Origin of the sequence: Thermomonas paludicola, assembly GCF_024498955.1 — a bacterium.
GTDB lineage: Bacteria > Pseudomonadota > Gammaproteobacteria > Xanthomonadales > Xanthomonadaceae > Thermomonas > Thermomonas paludicola.
Window position 1 is genome coordinate 1723768 of the sequence record NZ_CP093311.1, and the last position, 20815, is coordinate 1744582.

13 protein-coding genes are annotated in these 20815 nt (G+C 66.1%); 9 read left to right on the forward strand and 4 right to left on the reverse strand.

Annotated features, from left to right (window positions below; all coding sequences use genetic code 11):
• Nucleotides 1-110 precede the first annotated feature (110 nt).
• The 9 genes from LIW09_RS08055 (at nt 111) to LIW09_RS08095 (ending at nt 13414) form a co-directional block, all read left to right on the forward strand.
• Complete coding sequence (locus LIW09_RS08055; RefSeq protein ID WP_256645136.1) at nt 111-791, forward strand: LuxR C-terminal-related transcriptional regulator; 681 nt, start codon at nt 111-113, stop codon at nt 789-791.
• A 119-nt stretch (nt 792-910) separates the two neighbouring features.
• Nucleotides 911-2716, forward strand: coding sequence for an MltA domain-containing protein (locus tag LIW09_RS08060; RefSeq protein ID WP_256645137.1), 1806 nt, complete (start codon nt 911-913; stop codon nt 2714-2716).
• A gap of 128 nt (nt 2717-2844) precedes the next feature.
• Nucleotides 2845-4680, forward strand: a complete 1836-nt coding sequence (gene tssF / locus LIW09_RS08065; RefSeq protein WP_256645138.1) for a type VI secretion system baseplate subunit TssF — start codon at nt 2845-2847, stop codon at nt 4678-4680.
• A complete protein-coding gene (gene tssG / locus LIW09_RS08070; RefSeq protein WP_256645140.1) occupies nt 4677-5774 on the forward strand; it encodes a type VI secretion system baseplate subunit TssG in 1098 nt (365 codons plus the stop codon). The genes tssF and tssG overlap by 4 nt, the downstream gene beginning before the upstream one ends.
• A complete protein-coding gene (gene tssH / locus LIW09_RS08075) occupies nt 5765-8428 on the forward strand; it encodes a type VI secretion system ATPase TssH (protein ID WP_256645141.1) in 2664 nt (887 codons plus the stop codon). Before tssG ends, tssH begins: the two co-directional genes overlap by 10 nt.
• 143 nt (nt 8429-8571) lie before the next feature.
• The gene (locus tag LIW09_RS08080; protein ID WP_256645142.1) at nt 8572-10782 is read left to right on the forward strand and encodes a type VI secretion system Vgr family protein; all 2211 of its coding nucleotides are present in this window, start codon (nt 8572-8574) and stop codon (nt 10780-10782) included.
• 162 nt (nt 10783-10944) lie between these two features.
• Nucleotides 10945-11487, forward strand: a complete 543-nt coding sequence (locus tag LIW09_RS08085; protein ID WP_256645144.1) for a DUF4123 domain-containing protein — start codon at nt 10945-10947, stop codon at nt 11485-11487.
• A gap of 12 nt (nt 11488-11499) precedes the next feature.
• Nucleotides 11500-11856 (forward strand): hypothetical protein, encoded by a 357-nt coding sequence (locus LIW09_RS08090; RefSeq protein WP_256645145.1) that lies wholly within the window; start codon nt 11500-11502, stop codon nt 11854-11856.
• Nucleotide 11857: 1 nt separating this feature from the next.
• The gene (locus LIW09_RS08095; RefSeq protein WP_256645146.1) at nt 11858-13414 is read left to right on the forward strand and encodes a hypothetical protein; all 1557 of its coding nucleotides are present in this window, start codon (nt 11858-11860) and stop codon (nt 13412-13414) included.
• 31 nt (nt 13415-13445) lie between these two features.
• Here the strand turns inward: LIW09_RS08095 and LIW09_RS08100 are convergent, their stop codons facing one another.
• The 4 genes from LIW09_RS08100 to LIW09_RS08115 all read right to left on the reverse strand — a co-directional run bounded on the left by LIW09_RS08100 (nt 13446) and on the right by LIW09_RS08115 (nt 20812).
• A complete protein-coding gene (locus LIW09_RS08100) occupies nt 13446-13832 on the reverse strand; it encodes a DUF4280 domain-containing protein (RefSeq protein ID WP_256645147.1) in 387 nt (128 codons plus the stop codon).
• A gap of 30 nt (nt 13833-13862) precedes the next feature.
• A complete protein-coding gene (locus tag LIW09_RS08105; protein ID WP_256645148.1) occupies nt 13863-14435 on the reverse strand; it encodes an OmpA family protein in 573 nt (190 codons plus the stop codon).
• A 172-nt stretch (nt 14436-14607) separates the two neighbouring features.
• Nucleotides 14608-19128, reverse strand: coding sequence for a beta strand repeat-containing protein (locus tag LIW09_RS08110; RefSeq protein ID WP_256645149.1), 4521 nt, complete (start codon nt 19126-19128; stop codon nt 14608-14610).
• A gap of 19 nt (nt 19129-19147) precedes the next feature.
• On the reverse strand, nt 19148-20812 hold the full coding sequence (locus LIW09_RS08115) for a ShlB/FhaC/HecB family hemolysin secretion/activation protein (RefSeq protein WP_256645150.1): 1665 nt from the start codon (nt 20810-20812) through the stop codon (nt 19148-19150).
• Between the last annotated feature and the right edge of the window lie 3 nt (nt 20813-20815).

Sequence of the window (20815 nt, forward strand, 5' to 3'; positions counted from 1 at the left end):
CCGCTTGCCGCCCCGTCTATCGTGAAAGACATCACGGGCAAGCGCGTGACGGCCTGCCTTCATCGCACACCCGGGAGCGCCAGTGCGGGCGCATGCATGCAGGTAGCCTCGTGAAAGTACTGCTGGCGGACGACCATCGCCTGATCATCGAAGGGGTCAAGCTCAAGCTGGCGGAGCTCGACCCGGCGGTGGAGACCGTGGTGGCGATGAATCTGGAGGAACTCGAACAGGCGATCGCCGTGCACGGCGCTTCACTGGACCTGGTCCTGCTGGACATCGCGATGCCCGGCACGCAAGGCCACCAGCACGTGGCCCAACTGCGCGCGGACGTCCCAACGCTGCCGGTCATCGTGCTGTCGGGGTCGGAGGATGTGGAGCTGATGCGCGCATTGATGGACATGGGCGTGCTGGGGTTCATCCCGAAAGCCTATTCACCGGACGTGATGCTGTCGGCCATTCGCCTGGTGCTGGCAGGCGGCATCTACATCCCGCCGCTGCTGCTGGCCCATGCGCAGGCGCAAGGCTGGCAGCCGGGCAGCACGCCGCCCGCTGCGGCGAGCCACTCGCAGCCAGACATCGCCCTGGATGGCTTGCGCAGCCTGCTGACCGAGCGCCAGGTCGACGTGATGCGCCTGCTTTCACAGGGCAAGCCGAACAAGCTGATCGCACGCGATCTGGGCATCAGCGAGGGCACCGTGAAAATCCATCTGGCGGCCATCTTCCGCGCACTGAATGTGCGTAATCGGGTCGAGGCCGTGGTCGCGTCACGCAAGCTGCAGGGCTTTCTGTAGCTGGCGATGTGACAGGCAAGGACACGCGTCATAGAGCGTCCGCCGTATTGTCGCCTCCGCTTGCGCGGCGCAGCCTGAACCAAGACGCACGGCCCTCCATGGCCGTGGAGGCCGGCTCCATGAATCGCATCCCGCACCCCACCAGCGCCCGCCTGCGGTCGCACTTGCGCACGCCGCTGCTGATCGCCGGCATTGCCGTCAGCACGCTGGCTGCCGCCCAAAGCACGCCGAACCTGCCGCCGCAGGTGCCGGCCAATCCCGATCTCGGGCCGGCATTCGCCACCCGCAACGCGGCCTACGTGCCCGTTCTGCTGGATGAGATCCCCGGCTGGGGCGACGAGGATCTCGGCGAGATGCAGGCCAACTTCAACACCAACTGCAAGGCAATGAAGCGGCGCAGCGCATGGGCACCCCTGTGCGCCCGGCTTGCCAGGCTGCCGGCCGGCGACGACGCGCTGCGGACATTCCTGCACGATGAGTTCTATGCCTACCAGATGCTGACCCCCACCCGCAGCGTCACCGGCAAGCTGACCGGCTATTTCGAGCCGCTGATCTCCGGTTCGCTGAGCCGGCAGGGGGCGTATCGGTATCCCATCTACGGCACGCCCGACGACATGTATGCTGTGGACTCCCGTACCGTCGCCGGCCAGACATCGCGCTGGCTGAAGCCTGTGGAGGGTCGCTTGACCGGCGCCGACGCCGGCGAAGCGGGTGCCCGCGAATACCGCATCGATCTCGCTGGAGCGTCGCCCAACCCGCGCGACAAGCGCTATCGGGTACGTATTGAAGGCAATACCGTGCGCCCGTATTACACGCGCCAGCAAATCGATGCCAGCGGCATCGACGCCCCGGTGCTGGCGTGGGTCGCCGACCCCTACAAGCTCTATTCGATGCAAATCCAGGGCTCGGGCAAGATCCAGCTCAAGGACGGCGGGCTGATCCGCCTGGCCTATGCAGAGCAGAACGGACAGCCGTTCATGCCCAATGCCACGCGCGGCGACAGCGATGCCATGCTGTTGGCCATCAAGGCGCGGGGCCTGGACGAACCGCTGGAAGTGGACATCCCGGGCGCCACACGCGGCATGAAGAAGCCCGGCGGCAATGCCGCCGTGGATGCGGAAGTGGCGCGCATCGTGGCCGCCCTGCAGGGCGGCGGCACCGCCAACGGCACCGCCACGGCGGCAGTGACGCACACGAAGGCCAGGCCCAAAGCCAACCGCCCGGCACATGCGGCAACCGCCACGCGGCCGCAAGTCGCGTCTGCCGATGTCGAGGCGATGATCCAGTTGCTGCTGCACGCACCGGTCGCGGATGACACCTACATCGCCCCGGCTGAAGGCCTCACCGCTACCGCCCCTGCGCCCGCCGCCACTGGCAGTTCCGGCGCAGCGGCCTCCGGCAAAAGCGCAAGAATGGACATGTCCGCGTTCGAGGGCGTTGCTGGTGCCAAGCCCGCCGGGCAAGCCGTCGGCAGCGGTACGGCGGTGCCAAGCACCGGCATCCCGGATCCCAGCTACGTGTTCTTCCGGCGCATCGGTGACGGCCCGGAAGGCCCCATTGGCGCGCTTGGCGTGCCGCTCAGCGCCGGCCGTTCCATGGCCGTGGATCCGCGCGCCACGCCGCTGGGTGCGCCCGTCTTCATCGCCGGCACCCAACCGGGCGGCGGCGCGCCCATGCGGCGGCTGATGTTCGCCCAGGACACCGGCGGCGCCATTCGCGGCAGCGTGCGCGGCGACTTCTTCTGGGGCTTTGGCGACAAGGCCGGCAAGATGGCACTGGCCACCAACCAGCCCGTGCAAATGTGGCTGCTGCTGCCGAAGTCGGTCGCGGGCAGCGCGGCGGCCAGCGGCATCAAGACCCGCGGTGGCCATGCGGACTTGCGCGATTGCGCGGTTCCGGACGACGAACTCTGCGTCGAGGAGTGACCACGTCCACGCCATGATTCCGTAGGGCATACGCCTTACGGCAAATGGCTGCATCAGCGGCGGCTCACTAGCCTGTGGCATCCCCGGGCGCGCATGTCGCGCCACCCGGGCTCTGCCGCGGAATCGCGATGCTCGACGAACTGCTGCCCTATTACGAAAATGAACTGACCTACCTGCGGCGATTGTCGAAGGAGTTCGCGGCGAAGTACCCGAAAATCGCCGCGCGCCTGCAGATGGAAGGCGAGGTCTGCGAAGACCCGCACGTCGAGCGGATGATCGAGTCGTTCTCGTTCCTGACCGCGCGCATCCACAAGAAGCTGGACGACGAATTTCCGCAAATCACCGAAGCCATGCTGTCGGTGCTGTACCCGCATTTCCTGCGCCCGGTGCCATCGATGTCCATCGCGCAGCTGCAGCTGGCGGCAGGAGCGGACATCAACGAGATGCAGGAGCTTCCGCGCCACAGCCAACTGCTGACTCGGCCGGTGCAGGGCCTGCCGATTCGCTACCGTACCGCCTATCCGGTGGAGGTGTGGCCGATCCGCATTGCCGAGGCGCACCTGGAGGCGGCAGAGCGCTCCGCGTTCGCAGTGACCCGCAACGACACCGTGGCCACCTTGCGCCTGCGCATCGAAGCCACCGGCCAGCAGCCGCTGTCGAGACTTCCGATCCGGCGCCTGCGCCTCTATCTGGAAGGCGAGAGCCCGCTGGTGCATGCCCTGCACGAACTGCTGCTGAATTCGGTGGCAACCGTCACCCTGCGCGCGCCCGATGACGCGCCGCAGGTGCCACCCATGCGGCTGTCCGCCTCCGCGCTGCAGCCGGTCGGCTTCGGCGAGGAAGACGCCCTGCTCGATTACGACCAGCGCTCGTTCCTCGGCTATCGCCTGCTTCAGGAATACTTCGTGCTTCCGGAAAAATTCCTGTTCGTGGATTTGACCGGGCTGGAGCTTTCGCGCTTCGACCGTGCGCTGGAAGTCGCCATCGAATTCAACCCGTTCGGCCGCCCGGAACGCCTGCAGCGGCTGGAACAAACCATCTCCGCCGACACCTTCCGCCTGTTCTGCACGCCAGTGGTGAACCTGTTCAAGCAGCAGGGAGAGCCGATCCGGCTGTCGCAGGAGCGCCACGACTATCAGGTCGTTCCCGACGTGCGCCGGCCACTGGGCCTGGAGGTCTATTCGGTGGACTGGGTACGCAAGTTCAGCCGCACCCCGGCCGGCAACGACTCGGTCGAGTTCCACCCCGCCTATTCGGTGCAGCACGGCCTGCACGACGACGGTGACGGCCACTATTGGTATCTGCAGCGCAGGCCATCGCTGCTGCCGAACGACGATGGGTCGGACGTGATGCTGAGCCTGGTGGATCGCGACATGAACCCGCGAACGCCGGGCGTGGACACGCTCTCGGTCAGCCTGACCTGCACCAACCGCGACCTGCCCTCGCAGCTGCCGTTTGGCGGCGAAGACAGCTTGCTGCAGCAGGAACAAGGCGGCGTGATCGCCAGCGCCCGCCTGCTGAAAAAGCCCAGCGCCACCTGGCGCGCGCCGATGCGGCAGGCCAACCAATGGCGGCTGATTTCGCATCTGTCGCTGAACCACCTGTCGATTGTCGAAGGCGGACGCGAGGCGCTGCTGGAGATCCTCAACCTCTACAACTTCGCCGACTCCGGAACCCTGCGCAAGCAGATCGGCGGCATCACCGCCGTTTCCGGGCACCCCTCGGTGACCCGGGTTGGCCGCGCGCCACGCCAGGCATTCGTGCGCGGAACCGAAGTCGAGCTGACCTTCGACGAGAATCAATACGTCGGCTCCGGCGTGTACCTGATGGCCTGCGTGCTCGATCACTTTTTCGGCCTGTACTGCACCGCCAATTCCTATACGCGGCTCAGCGTGCGCAGCCAGCAGCGGGAAGACTGGATGGTGCGGTTCGCGCCGCGCAGCGGGAGCCTGCCGCTGGCATGAGCGCCGCAACCACCGCCCCAGCCCCGCCAGACGGCGACATCGACCCGATGCAGCCGGCGCTGGAGCGCCTGCAGGCGCAGCCGGGGCGGTTTGGCTTCTTCCAGGCGGTGCGCCTGCTGTACTCCGCGAACGGGTTCGATGGCCGCGGCAGCGGCGCCCGCCCCGGGCCGCTGCGCTTCATCACGCCGGCGTCGCTGGCGTTCCCGTCGTCGGAATTGCAGTCGATCGAGGTTGGCGAAAGCAATATCCGCGTGTGCGTGAACTTCATCGGCCTGACCGGCCCGTCTGGCGTCCTGCCTCGCAATTACACCGAACTGCTGATCGCCCGGAAAATCAACCGCGACCGCAGCGCACAGGAGTTCCTCGATCTCTTCAACCATCGCCTGGTCGCGCTGTTCTGGCAGGCATGGGCCAAGCATCGGCCGGAAATCGGCCGCCAGTTCGGCTTCCAGAATTCGGTGCTGCGTTACCTCGAACATCTGGTCGGGCTGGGAACACCGGCGCTGCAGGCGCGGCTGCACCCCGCCCGTCGCCCAGGCAGCACGGCCGGGGCCGCAGCAAGCACGCTGCCCGGCGCGGCACTGGCGTATTTTTCCGGCCTGATTGCACAGCGCCCGCACGGCGAGCGCGCCATCGCGCAAGTGGTCTCGGCCGTGGTGGGCGCACCGGTGCAGTCCCGCAGCTGCCTGGGCACCTGGCAGCCCATCGCGGCAGACGCGCGCACGCGGCTGGGCCGCTGCAACCATGGACTGGGCGATGGCTGCGTGCTGGGGGCCCGCTATTGGGATCGGCAGACCACGCTGCGCCTGACCATCGGCCCCCTGTCCAGCGAACGCTTCCATGCGCTGTTGCCGCGCGGGCCGCGGCTGGCCGACGTGATCGAACTGACACGCTTCCTGACCGGCCTGGCGCTGGATCTGCGCGTGCAACTCTCGCTTGCTGCCGACCAGGTTCCTGCGCTGCGCCTCGGCGCGCGCGGAAGCGATCGCCCGCAACTGGGCTGGAACACCTGGCTGCGCGGTCGTCGCGCCACAACGCCGGCAAACGACTGCCAATTCCACTTTTCCGCTATGGGAGGCCAATCATGGCACTGAACTTGCGTGCGCTCATCGCGCGACTGAACACCACTGTCCGCGGCGCGATGGAAGGTGCGGCGGGCCTGTGCATGTCGCGCGGCCACTACGAAGTGGAAGTCGAGCACGTCCTGGCCAAGCTGCTGGAAGTCGAAAATTCCGACATCCGCCGCATCCTGCGCCAGTTCGAAATCGCGCCCGAAGCGCTGGAGCGCGAGCTGGGCAAGGCACTGAACGGCTTCAAGAGCGGCAATCAGCGCACCCCGGCACTGTCGGCGATGATTCCGAAACTGTTCGAAGCGGCCTGGGGCTGGGCCTCGATCGAATTCGGCGAGTCGAAAATCCGCAGCGGCCATGTGCTGATCGCGCTGCTGGCCGACGCCGAACTGCGCCGCCTGGTCAGCGTCAGCGCGCGTTCGCTGGAGAAAATCAACCTTGAAACACTGACCAAGAACTTCCACGCGCTGACCGAAGCCTCGCTGGAAGCGCGCGACGCGCGCGCACTGGGCGACACGGTCGGCGCCGTTGCCAGCGACACCGGCACGCCCGGCGACGGCGCATCCACGGGCGGCAAGCCAAGCCGCACGCCGAATCTGGATCAGTTCTGCATCAACCTCACCCAGCGCGCACGCGATGGCCAGCTGGACCCCGTGCTGGGGCGCGACGCCGAAATCCGCCTGATGATCGACGTGCTCACCCGCCGCCGCCAGAACAATCCGATCCTCACCGGCGAGGCGGGTGTCGGCAAAACGGCGGTGGTCGAAGGCCTGGCCCTGCGCATCGCCAACGATGACGTGCCGCCGATGTTGCATGGCGTGCAACTGCTGTCGCTCGACCTCGGGCTGCTGCAGGCGGGTGCCAGCGTGAAAGGCGAATTCGAAAACCGGCTGAAAGGCGTGATCGACGAGGTCAAGTCCAGCCCCACGCCCATCATCATGTTCATCGACGAAGCGCACACCCTCATCGGCGCCGGGGGCGCGGCAGGCCAGAACGACGCGGCCAACCTGCTCAAGCCGGCACTGGCGCGCGGCGAGATGCGCACCATCGCCGCCACCACCTGGTCCGAATACAAGAAATATTTCGAGAAAGACCCGGCCCTCACCCGCCGCTTCCAGGTCGTGAAGGTGGATGAGCCGGACGACGACAAGGCCATTTCGATGCTGCGCGGCGTTGGCCAGGCAATGGCCGCCCACCACAAGGTGCGCATCCTTGATGAAGCCATCACCGAGGCCGTGAAGCTGAGTTCCCGCTTCATTCCCGGCCGGCAGCTGCCGGACAAGGCGGTCAGTGTCCTCGACACCGCCTGCGCCAAGATCGCCATCGGCCAGCACGCGACCCCGGCGAAGCTCGAGGATGCACGCCGCAGGCTTGGCATCCTCGCCACCGAGCGCGCGCAGCTCGACAAGGAACAGGCCAGTGGCAGCAACCACGGCAAGCGATTGGCGGAGATCGAAGCGGAGACCACCGCGCTCGGCGAAACGCTGGCCGCGGACGAAGCGCGCTTCGCCATCGAAAAAGAACTGGTTGCCAGGATCCATGCCGGACTCGACCAGATCGAATCACTCGCCGCAGACGATCCCGCACGCGCCGATGCCCTGGCCACCTTGAACGCAGCGCGCGACGAGCTGCATGTACTGCAGGGCTTCGAGCCCATGATCCTGCCGGTCGTCGATGCCAATGCGGTGGCGCAGATCATCGCGGGCTGGACCGGCATCCCGGTCGGGCGGATGGTGGCCGACGAAATCCAGACCGTGCTGCGCCTCAAGGAATTGCTGGAAGAACGCGTCATCGGCCAAAGCCATGCGCTGGACGCCATCGCGCAGCGCGTGCGCACGTCACGCGCGAACCTGGAAGACCCCGACAAGCCGAAAGGCGTGTTCCTGCTGGTCGGCACCTCCGGCGTCGGCAAGACCGAAACCGCGATCGCCCTCGCCGACGCACTGTACGGCGGCGAGCGCAGCATGATCACCATCAACATGAGCGAATACCAGGAGGCACACACCGTCTCCAGCCTGAAGGGGTCGCCTCCCGGTTACGTGGGTTACGGCGAGGGCGGCGTGCTGACCGAAGCCGTGCGCCGGCGGCCGTATTCGGTGGTGCTGCTGGATGAAATCGAGAAAGCGCATCCCGACGTGCTGGAGCTGTTCTTCCAGGTGTTCGACAAAGGCCGCATGGAAGATGGCGAAGGCCGCGAAATCGATTTCCGCAACACGCTGATCATCCTGACCTCCAATGCCGGCACCGAGCTGGTCATGCAGGCCTGCAACGCATCCGGCGAGTTGCCTACCGTCGCCTACCTCAACGACCTGCTCAAGCCGGAGTTGAACCGCGCGTTCAAGCCCGCATTCCTCGGCCGCACCGCCATCATTCCGTATTACCCGCTGCGCGATGAAAACATGCGCAAGATCGTGCGTTTGAAACTCGACAAGATCGGCAAGCGGATCAAGGCCAACCACGGCGCGGAATTCGGATACGACGACGCGGTGGTCGATGCCATCACCCGGCGCTGCACCGAAGTCGATTCCGGTGCCCGCAACATCGACAACATCCTCACCGGAACCGTGTTGCCCGAGGTGTCCGGGCACGTGCTGGAGCGGATGGCCGACGGCGGCGGCATCACCGACATCCACATCGGCATGGGTGCGGACGGGCAATTTTCATATGCGGTGAGCTGATGCCACGCGCGTCAAGGCCGCGAGGTTCTACGCCCTTCGCCCTATGCCCAACGCGGGCACACTGACTGCACATAGCACTTCGGATGAATGTCGCGGCGCCCCGCAAGCGCCGACGATAAGCAGCGAGACCCGCCATCACGCCCATGCCAAATCTCTCCACCAGCAACCGCATGTTCTTCCTGACCCTGCACGACTACGGGAAGGATGCGCTGCTGGTCGAGGAAATGAGCGGGCGCGAAGGCATCTCCGAATTGTTCGAGTTCCGCCTGCAGCTGTTGTCCGAAGACAGCGACATCGATCCGGAAAAGATCATCGGAAAAAGCGCAATCCTGCGGATCGAGACATGGGACGACAGCCATAGCGGGGGCGAGCGCCATTGGAATGGCTACGTCTCCCGGTTTTCCGCTACCGGCTGTCTGCCGTCCTCTGGTGCCAATGACCAGGACATCTACAGCTACGAATGCGACATCGTGCCGTGGTTCTGGTTCATGACCCAGAACGAGGACTGCCGCATCTTCCAGAATCTGGCAGTGCCCGACATCATCGACACCGTTTTCGGCGAGTTCGGCTACAGCGATTACAAGCTGGAATTGAACGAAACCTATCCGCAGCTTGAATACTGCACCCAATACAACGAAACCACGTTCGACTTCCTTTCGCGCCTGATCGAGCGCGAGGGCATCTACTACTACTTCCGCCACGACGAAGGCGGCGAGGCGCGCCACATCCTTGTCTTCACCGACAACAAGAGCGGCAATCCACGCCTGGATCCGGATGACATCCCCTTCCACCATACCGGCCGCGCCGACGGCGGCGACGCGATCTGCGCGCTGGCCCGCAGCCAGCAGATGCGCACGCGCAAGGCCACGCTGGCCGATTGGGACTACCAGAAGAAGGGCGTCCTCAGCGAGAACACCCCAACCGTCCTGCAAATCGGCAGCGGCATCGAACTGGAACGCTATCGCTACCCCGGCGCGTTCGATGCGCAGGGCAAGACGCCGGCCGGCGCGCACTTGGCCAGGATCGTGATGGAAGCGGAAGAATCCAGCCATCTGCGTCTTTCCGGCGAAGGGCAGGTGCGCTCGCTTGCCCCCGGCTACGTGTTCGAGCTGAACAGCCATCCGCTGGACGAGTTCAACGCCGAATACCTCGTGCTGTCGGTCCAGCATCAGGGCCACAACAACCTGCTGGGCGACGGTGCCGGCGACTACTCGAACCGATTCAGCCTGCAGGTCAACACCTCGGTGTATCGCGCCCCGCTGGTGACCCCCCGTGGCCAGGTGCGCGGCCCGCAGACGGCCATCGTGGTCGGCCCCTCCGGCAACGAGGTCTATACCGACGCCATGGGCCGGATCAAGCTGCGCTTCCACTGGGATCGCAAGGTTCCCGGGCGGTCCACCAATACCCAGGACGACAAGGCGTCGTGCTGGGTGCGGGTGATGCAGGCGTGGGCCGGCAATGGCTACGGCACCCTGTTCATCCCGCGCGTCGGCATGGAAGTCATGGTGGACTTCCTGGAAGGCAATCCTGATCGGCCGATCGTGGTGGGCTGCGTTTACAACGGCCTCAATGCGCCACCGCTCAACCTGCCCGCGGAAGCCACCCGCTCCACCATCAAGACGCTGTCTTCCAAGGGGGGCGGCGGCTTCAACGAGCTGCGTTTCGAAGACAAGAAAGGCGAGGAAGAAATCTTCCTGCATGCGCAGAAAGACCTGCAGCTGCGCGCCGGCAACAATCGCAGCGAGAGCATCGCCGTCGATGCCAACCTGACCATCGGCAAGAATCGCGTCGAGGCAATCGGCGAAAACGCCGATCTGCAGGTGGGCAAACAACAGGCGGTTTCGGTGGGCACCAACCGCGCCATCACCGTCGGCCAGGACGACTACCTCACCGCCGGTGCCAACCAGCACACCGACGTGGGCGCCAACATGGCGATCACCACAGGCGCGAATTTCGACATCACCGCAGGCGCGAACTGCGCGCTGAGCGCCGGCGTGAATATCGACGTGAAGGCCGGGGTCAACCTGGTCGCGGAAGCCGGCACGATCATCAGCCTCAAGGCCGGCAGCAACTCCATCGTCATCAATCCGGCAGGCGTGTTCATCACCGGCAATCTGGTGATGATCAACTCGGGCGGCAGCCCCCTGTCCGCGAAGAAAGCGCAGAAGGCGGAAAAGGCCGACAAGCCGGCAAAGGCCCAGGAGGCGATCAAGTCCTCGGCGGGACAGGTGACGAACCCGGTGCAGCAGTTGCAGGCGGCAGCGCTGCGCATCGCCGCGCGCCAGGGACAGCCGTTCTGTGCCGAATGCGATGCGGCGCGCAGGGCCCTGGAAGCACTGGAATCGGAAGGCTGACAGCGGATTGGCCCGCTTCAGGCAAATCGTGGTGAACGCATGTCCGGGTACGACACGCCCTTACGTATAAACGTAATGAACCCAGGATTCATCGCGCCAAGGGGGTTGGCCGGTGGCAAGGCGGGGGCTGCCCGCAACCCAATGCTCAATGGAAATGTCTTCGTGATCGGTCAGGGGCAGTTCGAACAATTGCAGCGCGCGGTCTTCGCGACGGAACACCCGGTCTTCGCGGTGCTGGACGGCGCCCTCATCGACAACCTCCCAGCGCGCCTGCAACAGGCCGCTCCCGATGCGCTCTGCCTGTTTTCCGGCGATCTCGACCCCATGCTGGCCGCTGCCGCACCCTATCTGGTGCCCCTGCACAAGGGATCGGCGGCCGCCAGGCTGGCCCTGTCAGATGGCTGGAACGCGCACTGGGGCATCGTGCTGGTGGCCGACCCAGGCACCGACATGCATGCGATGCGCGCGCATCTCCGGCGCATCCTGCGGGTCAGGACGCCGGGTGGCGACGCCATGCTGTTCCGCTTCTACGACCCGCGCGCGTTCCGCACCGTCGTCCCAACCTTCGACACGCAACAGTACAAGACATTCTTCGGCCCGATCCGGGGCTGTTATGTCGAAAGCCGCGCCGGTGACAGCGCCCTGCATTTCACCCGTGACAGCAGCGACGCACCCGCGATGCTGCCCCTTGCGGCTGCGGCCTGAAGGCGCCCGATCATGCTTGAAGTCGACCGCAAACAGATGTCGGCCATCGGCCACACCCAGTTGCGCAGCAACCTGGCCGATTTCCTCAATCGCCATCTGGGCGGCAAGGCCCCACTGCACCTCGATCAGCTCGACGCCGAACTTGATGCCGTGATCGCCCATTGCCGCAAGGCCGGCCTGAAAAGCCAGCGTGCCGTCGCGGCCTATGCGCTGGCCTGCTCGCTGTTTGGCAACGATCGCGTCGCCGCCGATCCTTCCATCGTCAGTGTCCTTGCCGATCGCAACAGCTCGCAGATCGACCGGGCCCTGCTGATCGAAATGTGGACCGCTGCCGCCTACGGCGATTTCCGGCGCAGGCAAGGGAGCTGACATGTTCGAATCCTTGACCGAAGGCCTGGCCTCCGTCGGCAGCGCGGCTGGCGCAGCCGTCCAGCAGGCACAGCAGGCCGCCAGCGCCGCGACGCAGCAAGCGGCAGCCGACGCGCAGGGCGCGATCGCCGAAGCCCAGACCGCCGTCGCCAATGCCGCCACGGCCGCATCGGGCGCCGCCAATGGCGCGGTGGTTCAGGCGCAGCAGGCGGCACAGCAAGCCATCACCCAGGCAGGGGCAAGCGCGCAAGGCGCCTTGGCTCAAGCCAACCAGGCGCTGGACGCCGCCCGCAGCGCCGCCAACGACATGGCGCAAAACGCGCTGGCGCAGGCCAACGGCGCGCTGGCGCAGGCCCGCGAGCAAGCGGGCGCTGCCGCCCAGGCCGCGCTGACGCAGGCCCATTCCGCCGTCGATGCGGCCCAGCAGCAAGCCAAGACCCTGGTGCAAGGCGCGCTGGACAGCGCCAGCGATGCGCTGGATACCGCCATGGCCGGCGCCGAGCAGGCCGCGCAGGAACAGATCGAACGCGCCATGGCGATGGTGGACAACGCCACCGCACTGGTCGAGAACGGCGTGAACAATGCATTGGATGCCGCCAATGGCGCCATCGACCAAGCGCAGGCCCTGCTTCGCAACGCCGCGACCCATGCACTGCAGGAAGCGCGCACGGCCGTGCTTGATCAGGCGCGGGACGCGCTGGGCAGCGTGGGGGGCGCCCTCGATGCACTGCCTGATGCCTTCCCCGATCTCCCCGCCGATTTCCCGGCTTCCGAATGCCCCTACGTCCGCGCCCTGCACGACGCGCTGGCACGACGCGCGGCCCAGGCAAACAACGCCCTGGGGAACGCCGCCAACGCCCTGAACGGCATCGCCGGACCATTGCTGGATCAGGCCGATGCCTTGCTGAACCAGGCTGACGCATTGGCCGATCAGGCATTGGGCGCAATGGACGATGCGATGAACGCATTGGACGATGCGCAGGCGCTGGCCAACAATGCGGCCAAGCAGGCACTCGACACCGCCAAGGGCGCGGTACAACAGGCGCAACAGACGGTCCGCGAACAAGCCGCATCCGCGATCCACCAGGCCAAAGGCGCCGTGAACACGGCCAGGCAACAGGTGCAGCAGACCGTCAACGGTGCGGTGGATCAGGCCATGGCAGCGGTGGATTCGGCGCAGGAGCAGGCTGGCGACGCCGCGCAACAGGCGCTGGCTAGCGCACAGCAGGCGGCAGCGCAGGCCCAGCAGCAGGCCAGTCAAGCGGCACAGCAGGCGCTGGCGCAGACCAACCAAGCGGCACAGCAGGCACAGCAGGCGCTCAATGGCACGGCGCAGAGCGCGCTGGGTAGCGCACAGCAGGCGGCACAGCAAGCCGCCAGCAGTGCCGGCGAGGCGGCACAGGGCGCCATCGCCAACGCGCAAGCCGCCATCGGCCAAGCCTCGGCCAGCGCCGCCCAAGCGGCCAACGGCGCCGTTGCCGGCGCGCAAGCGGCCGTCGCCGGGGCAACGCAATCCATGGGCAACGCGGCCAGCTCGCTGGGTAATGTGCTCGGCTGAGGCCCGCTGACCCGGATTGCCCTGAATTTCCTCAGGGAATCATCTCGGTCATCTGCCCAGGCATGACCACGGTGATGACGCCACCCCAGGCGCATTGGCTGGTGCAGGTGTTGTCGAGCGCGGGAATGTTGCCAATCAGCACGGTCGGCGCGCCCGGCTTCCACGGCGTGGTCACCGGGATGCACGGCTGCGGCGTCAACACCCCCATCGCGGCCGACGTGGCCGCCGCCACCTGGGGATTGCTGGGTGTGATGCACATTCCGAACGGCATGATGTTCTTCATGGGCACGAAGTCCATGATGGTCGCCGCCGGCTGGGAGCCCGACAGCACCTTCTTTTCCGGCGTTACCACCAGGGTGGATGGGGCCACCCCGAACGGACACATCAGGGTGGCGCCATTGACGACCTGGACGGGCATGCCGCTGCTCCGCAGGACAGACTGCGACGATCAGCCGCCAGTCGCCAGGATCTCGACCCGGCGGTTTTCCGCCGCGTTCGGGTCATTGGCATTGAGCAACTCGCTCTCGCCCTTGCCCACGGCCCGCAGGCGCGCGGCAGACACGCCGTTGTCGATCAGGTAGCGGCGCACCGAGGCAGCGCGGCGATCCGACAATGCCTTGTTGTACGCCGCCGAGCCCTTGCCGTCGGTATGCCCGATGACGGTGAAGTTGCGGCTCTGCAACTGCGGCGACGACAATGCCGCGGCGAGATTGGCCATCACCCGCTCGGAAGACCCCGAAATCCGGTCGGAATTGAAGTCGAAGTTGATCTGCATGTTGATCGATGCCGGCTTCGCAGGCTGGGCCACGGGCGCCGGGGCCGGTGCAGTGGTTGCCATGGAAGCGGCCCCGGGGCGCAGGGCGCGGGTCTGACCGGTCGCCTGCTCGGCACCCTCCACCTTGAGGCTGTCGATGATCGAATTCACCGATGGCGCAGTCTGCGCATCCTGTGCGAACGCGGTCCCCGTTCCTGCAAGCAGGGCACCCACCAGCACGCCACGAACCATCATCCCAATGTTCATTGTTGCATCTCCGAAATTGCGGCCTGCCGGCCGAAATGGGTCGCATGCGCGCTCGCGCATGCCAGGCGAATCCGCGCCTGCACATGCCTGCAGTGTGCTCTGCAGGCGCGGCCAATTCGATATTCCGTTCGGCCTAGTCCAACTGCCATTGCCTGCCTCACCCAACGTCCGTTCAGAAGTCGCCGCAGCCACTGCGCCGTTCGCTGTCGAAGCAGTTGGTCAGGTTGGGCCGCGACCGCACCTTCGACCATTCGCTTGCCAACGTGTCCCCGGCCGAGGCCAGCGGCTGGTCTTGCAGCGATGCATTCATCGCGCAGGCAGGCGTACCGCCAAAGTTGCGGTCGTACACGTAGGTGTTGGGTGTCTCGCGCACGATATCGATCGGCGTATCCGACGCCTGCGGTCGCGGGATGACCTGCAGCGCAGTCGCATTGCCCGGCGCCTGCGCGAACACGTAGTTCTTTGCACTGGTGCCGCCCACGATGGCGTAATGGCCCACCGGCGAAAGCGGCCCGGCTGAGGTGAACCAGAGCAGGCCGTTGCCGAACACGCTTTGCGCGGTGTCGCCGTTGCGGAAGCCGCTGATGCTGCCCGTCAAGGCCGGATTGTCATCGCCCAGGAAGCGGAAAAACGGGTTTGCGGTGAACAGCAAGGTGGCGGGCGCAATGGTCAGGGTTGCCGGATTGAACTGCACCAGATAGCCGGCGGCGGAGGTGAACCCTCCGGTGATCGCATAGGTCCCCACATCGCTGCCTGGCACGGCCGTGGTCAAGGCCGAGCCACTGATCGCATTCGCCGCGATGTCACCCAGCACCAGGCCGTTGACGCTGAAGGTGAATGTCGGATTGGCCAGGCCATATTCGCGCAGCGCATCATCGATGGTGACCACCGCCGTCGGTTGCTGCGCATAAATGAAGTGGCTGTCGCCGGAAGTGACGGTGACGCCACAGGCGCCAAGATAAGCGCAGCCGTAGAGATTGGGCAGGGTTCCGCTCCCCGCCAGCCCGCCACGCGCCTCGCCCACCCACGTATTGGCCCAGACCCGCCAGTGACCGGTCGCAGACAGCGCAACGCTGCCTGCATTCTGCAAGGTGCCGGCGGTGACCAGATCGATGTTGGTGGCAGAAATCCCCGCGTTCAGGGTCAGATTTCCGACCAGATTTCGAACCGAAACATCGCCACCGGCGCTGATGCCCGCCGCGCCCAGGCTGGTCATCCCCCCGGTGACGGCATCGAAGCCGGATGCCGCCACGCTGCCGATGGCCAGGTCGTTGCTGTCTTCAAACTGGAAATTGCCTCCCGCGGTCCCCGCCAGCGTGGTGCTGGCCACATCGTTCTGCGCGGTGGCCAGCAGGACGTCACCGCCGGCACTGGCCAGCAGGCTGTGCGCGCGGATCACCGCCGATGCGGTCTGGGTGATGTTGCCACCACTGGCCAATGCCAGCGTGTAGCTGCCCACGTCCAGCCCCGCCTGCAGGTCGATGCCGCCAGAGCCCCCGCCATTCTGCAAGGTCAGGTTGCCGGCACGGGTGATGGCCTCCACTACCTGGATGGCGCCGGCATGCTGGCTGCTGCCAATCACCAGTTCGGGGGCGAACACGTTGGCCAGCTCCGCGCCGCTCAAGGCAAATCCGTTGCCCGTTCCGATCAGGATGCCATCTGCCGTCCGGTCATAGGCAACGCCCGAGGCATCCACGCCGCCCGGGCGCAGGTTGACACCCATGCCGCTGTGGATTTCGCCATCGATGCGGATGGCGTCGCTGCTGCCGTCGTTGGCGGCGCGCACCACTACCAGGCTATTGCCCGCATCCACGATGGCCGGAAGGCTGAAGCCGTCGATACGCACGCCTGCGCCGCTGCCGCCTTCGCCACTCAGTTCAATGCCACCACCATTGGTGATGAGGCTGGTGCCCGAACCGATGACCAGCCCTTCCGAAGCCGCCGCCAATCCGCGACCGCGCAGGTCGAGATGGCCGCTGCCGGTGCTGATCGCACCGCCATACAGGCTCAGGCCAACGTCCAGGCCAACTCCGACCAGCTGGATATCGCCCGTGGTGGTGGTGAGGCTGCTGCCAGAGAACCCGATGCTGGTGCCGTTGGTGGAGATGCCGGTCAAGCCAATGTCGCCGCTGCCGGTGGTGAGCTGGATGGCGGACAGCGCAATGCCGATTGCTTTGCTTCCGCTGGCCGTGCCGTCGATCTGCAACGCTCCGCCGGCACTGTCGATGGTGGCAGGGGCAAAACTGTAGCCCGCAAGCTCGATGCCACCGGTGACGCCGTCGCCAGCCATATCGATGTCGCCACCGCTACTGGCGATGCCGCCGGTGTAGAGATAGAAATACACCCCTTTGGCTTGACCGCTGGAACCCTGCAGCGAAATCGCACCGCCGTCGGTGCTCATCGCGCCGCGCATGTCCAGGCCATTGCCAGAATCGCCCACGCCATGCAGGACGATATCGCCGCCGCTGGCATGCATGCCGCCGTAGTTGCTCCACGACACCCCCGTGCCGCCGCCTTCGCCGTCGATGCGGATATCGCCCGCCGAGGTGATGAGCCCCACCTGCGACACCAGCACGCCGGTGCCCGTTCCCGTGGCGATGCCGTCGATGTCCATGCTGCCGGCCTGCAGCAGGACGGAATCTCCCGTCAGGTTGACGCCGTACGCGTCCTGCGCGCCCCGGCCAATCATCGTGACATTGCCAATGCCGGCGTCGATGGGGGTCTGGTAAACGAAGACGCCGGCCTCACCCGAGCTGTACAGCCCGGTGCTGGTGCCGCGCAACAGCAGGTCCCCGCCACCCGTTTTGATGTCGGATCCATAGAGATGGATGCCATTGAGGTCATCGCTGGCGTAACCATTGACCTGGTCGGACTGGCCATACATCAGCACGTCACCACCGTTGCTGTTGATGGTGATGCCGCCAAACTCGATGCCGCCGGAATCGGGTTGCAAACCGGAGGCATTCGAGTTGAAGCGCATTTCCAACGGCCCGGTGTCGGCAATGATGGAGACATTGCTGCCACTGATCCTGCCATCGGCATTGGCCGCGAACGATAGCGGAAGGGCGCTGCTGGCCAGGATCTGCGCATCATCGAAATGGAGATCACTGGTGGAGCGCAGCACCACGCTGGTGCCATTGGCAAATGCCCGGTTGATCTCCGCATCCTGGAGATAGGTGCCGCCCGACATCGCGTCCAGCTCGCCGGCGTCGGTGCCGCTGATGACCGTCAGGTTGGGGACAGACAGTGTCCAGATCCCGGCCGCCACCGGCGAGCCTGCATCGACCTGCAGCCCGCGCAGATCGAAGTTGTCGGCTGCGGTGGAGGTGTTCACGATGCCCCCGGCCGTGGTTCCCCGGGCCGACAACAGCCCGAACAGGGTCAACCCGTCGCTGCCGGACACGTCAATGCGGCCACCGGCGCCAGCGCCGCCGTTGGCGCTGATGCGTGCGCGTGCGCCCAGCGCGGCCGTCCCGGCGACCAGCGACACCTGCCCGCCCCGCCCGGCAGCGCCGTTCGCCAGGATCGACGACAGCGAATACACCTGCGCCAGGTTGCTGACCAGAATGTCCACCACGCCGCCATTCACCGCGCCGGAGGCGTCGATCACGCTGCCGACCGACGCTGGATTGGCGGGATTCAGCGGCGCGGCATCGTCGTTGAACATCGCGAAATCACTCGCGCGCACCAGCACGGTGCCGCCGCTGGCGCCGGCCTGGCCGGACACGTCCAGCGTGCCGGCATAGCCACTGGCCGACGGCAGCGAATAGCCCAGCGACACCGCTCCGTCGGTGGTCAGCTCGATGCGGCCGTTCCTGCTGACCAGACTCTGCGCGCGCAGGGTGCCGATGTTGATGATGTCGCCACCACCCACGGCGGACGCCGCAGTGCGCATCAGGACCTGCCCACCGTCGGCGCTGACTGTCCCGCTGTTGACCAGCGTCGGGAGAATCGGGCCCGGGCATGGGAGGGACGGACAACCGACCGCGCCCGGCTTCGCGATCCCGGGGCCCTGGATGGTCAACATGGTCAGGCCATCGCCCTGGAAATCCAGGGTCACGTTTTCCGCCGATCCAAACAGCACGCTGCCACCGGGGGCGGTGATCGTGCCCTGATTGAAGACCTCGCGGCCGATCAAGGCCACCGTCCCGCCTGCCGTGGTGGTGATGTTGCCGCCCACATCCACCGTGATGGCCTGGTTGCCCACGCTGGTCATCGGATCGAACTGGAAGCTGCCGCTGGCGACGCCGGCGCTGAAGTTCGCGTTGCTGATCTCCATGGTGGATGCCACCAGGGCCCCGACGTTCACCTGCGAGCTGCCGCTGAAAGTGATGCCGGCGGGATTGATGATGAACACGCTGCCATTGGCGCTCAGGATGCCGTCGATCAGCGAGGTGGTGCCGCCGGTCACCCGATTCAGGGTCACGCTGCTGACACCGTACTGCTGGTCGAAATTCACCCCGTAGCCGGCTGCGATATTGAAGCTGCCCCAATCGATGATCGCGCCCTGGCTGGTCTGGGTGATCGTCATCTGGTTGCCGACCTGGTTGACCGATGCCGTGCCGGACACCACGTTGCCCGTATCCGGCAAGCTTTGCCCGAAGGCCGCCGGCGCCGTGAGGGCGCCCACCAATGCCAATGCCAGACGGCGCCGGCGCAGCGCGCCCATTTGCTTGCGAGTTGTGTTGTTCATGCCCATCGCCGTTGCTCCGTCAGAACGCTTTCTGGATCGACCAATACACGCGCGGGTTGCGATCGCCACCGTCGGTCAGGCCTGGCCCGGTCCCGCGCCACGCCACGCTCAGGTTGATGCTTACCTTGCCCGGCTTGCTCCAGTTGATGCCCACGCCCTGCCCGCGCAGGCTGCGCGAAACGCTGCCGTCGAATGGGCGTGGCTGATGGAAGATGTCGCCATGGGCTGCGTCAAGGAACGCGAACATGGTGGTTTCCGGGTTCAGCGCGTAACGCAGCTCCACCGTCCCCACCCAGCCGTCGTCCACCAGCACCTCGCCAGTGGCGTACGCGCGCACCGCCTTGGGGCCGCCCAGCGAGAGTTTCTCGTAGGTATCCAGATTCTTGCTGGCACGCTGCATCCCGGTTCCCACGAACAGGCTCAGCTTGGGCGCCAGGTATTGCAGGCGGGCAAACTGCAGGGTGAACTTGCTGAAATCCCCCTGCGTGTCATAGCCAAACGGCGGGCGATCGAACAGTTCGCTCAACGCATCGCGGATGTCCAACGTTCCCAGATACGCCTGGGCGTTGAGGCTGGTGTAGCCCCCGCCGCCCCAGTGATCCCGTCGTTCGAACGAAATTCCCAGGCTCACGCCGTGGATACGCTTGCGGGTCTGGAACCCCACGGCTTCGAATCGATCGGTCAACCGCTTGTCATCCAGCGCGCCGCGCAGGAACAGGTTGGTGCTGCGCTGGCGGATCAGCGGATAGCTGAATGACACATCCGCCACGTTGCCGACGCCGGTCGGCCGCAAAGGCGCGAACGGCCCGCCCAGCTCGTACTGCACCCGCGCCAGGCCGCCACCGAGGCGCAAGCCCGTATAGCCCACCGGCGTCTCGTAGGAGATCCGCCCGAACGCGGTGTGCATGCCCTGCGCCACCATGACCCGCAGGTCCAGATTGTCGCCGCGCTCAAACGGGCTGGCCCAGCGTACGCTGCCGGTCAAGCGGTAGCGCCCGGAATCGCGGGTACCGAAGTCATCCAACTCCACCGCGTACTGCACGCGATCACGCTGACTGACCTGCACCTTCAGGTCGCTGGCACCGGACGCGCCCCCCACGGTCACCGCCGATTGCGGCTTGATGCCGGGCAAGTCAGACAGCAACAGCATCGCGCGCTCGTAGTCGCGGTTGTTCAGCGGCTTGCCCGGTTCGAGAATGGCCAGTGTTTTCGCCACCCGTTCCTGATGGACGGGGGTTCCGGGCGCTATGTCGATGCTGATATCGCCCAGCTGCCCTTCCACCACGTTCAGCTTGACGCGCCCCTCCACGACCTCCTGCACCGGCACGAACACCTGCGCCAACGCGAAGCCATGCTTGCGATAGACCGCCGCAGCTCGCGCCGCCAGTTGCTCCAGATCGGCAAAGGCCACGGTTTTCCCGATCATCCCCGCCACCGCCGCCTGCAGCTCGCTGTCCGGGACGCCGGTCGCACCCACGAATTCCACGCCCTGCAGCACGAAGCCGGCCTGCGCTAGTGCCGCCAAGGGCGGCTCCGGCAGTGCCTGCGCCTGCTGCGGCCCGCCATCGGCGGTCGCCGGCGACACCGCGCCATCGCCATCGGCGGCCTGTGCCAGCGGCGCGCAGGCCAGCAGTGCGGCCGCCAGCAGGCTCGGGCGCAGCCGTCGGATCGTTTGCTTGCTCATCAT

Coding starts and splice junctions, on each gene's coding strand:
- LIW09_RS08060 (WP_256645137.1), top strand. CDS start 911: ATGAATCGCATCCCGCACCCCACCAGCGCCCGCCTGCGGTCGCACTTG.
- tssF (WP_256645138.1), top strand. CDS start 2,845: ATGCTCGACGAACTGCTGCCCTATTACGAAAATGAACTGACCTACCTG.
- tssG (WP_256645140.1), top strand. CDS start 4,677: ATGAGCGCCGCAACCACCGCCCCAGCCCCGCCAGACGGCGACATCGAC.
- tssH (WP_256645141.1), top strand. CDS start 5,765: ATGGCACTGAACTTGCGTGCGCTCATCGCGCGACTGAACACCACTGTC.
- LIW09_RS08080 (WP_256645142.1), top strand. CDS start 8,572: ATGCCAAATCTCTCCACCAGCAACCGCATGTTCTTCCTGACCCTGCAC.
- LIW09_RS08090 (WP_256645145.1), top strand. CDS start 11,500: ATGCTTGAAGTCGACCGCAAACAGATGTCGGCCATCGGCCACACCCAG.
- LIW09_RS08095 (WP_256645146.1), top strand. CDS start 11,858: ATGTTCGAATCCTTGACCGAAGGCCTGGCCTCCGTCGGCAGCGCGGCT.
- LIW09_RS08100 (WP_256645147.1), bottom strand. CDS start 13,832: ATGCCCGTCCAGGTCGTCAATGGCGCCACCCTGATGTGTCCGTTCGGG.
- LIW09_RS08105 (WP_256645148.1), bottom strand. CDS start 14,435: ATGAACATTGGGATGATGGTTCGTGGCGTGCTGGTGGGTGCCCTGCTT.
- LIW09_RS08110 (WP_256645149.1), bottom strand. CDS start 19,128: ATGAACAACACAACTCGCAAGCAAATGGGCGCGCTGCGCCGGCGCCGT.
- LIW09_RS08115 (WP_256645150.1), bottom strand. CDS start 20,812: ATGAGCAAGCAAACGATCCGACGGCTGCGCCCGAGCCTGCTGGCGGCC.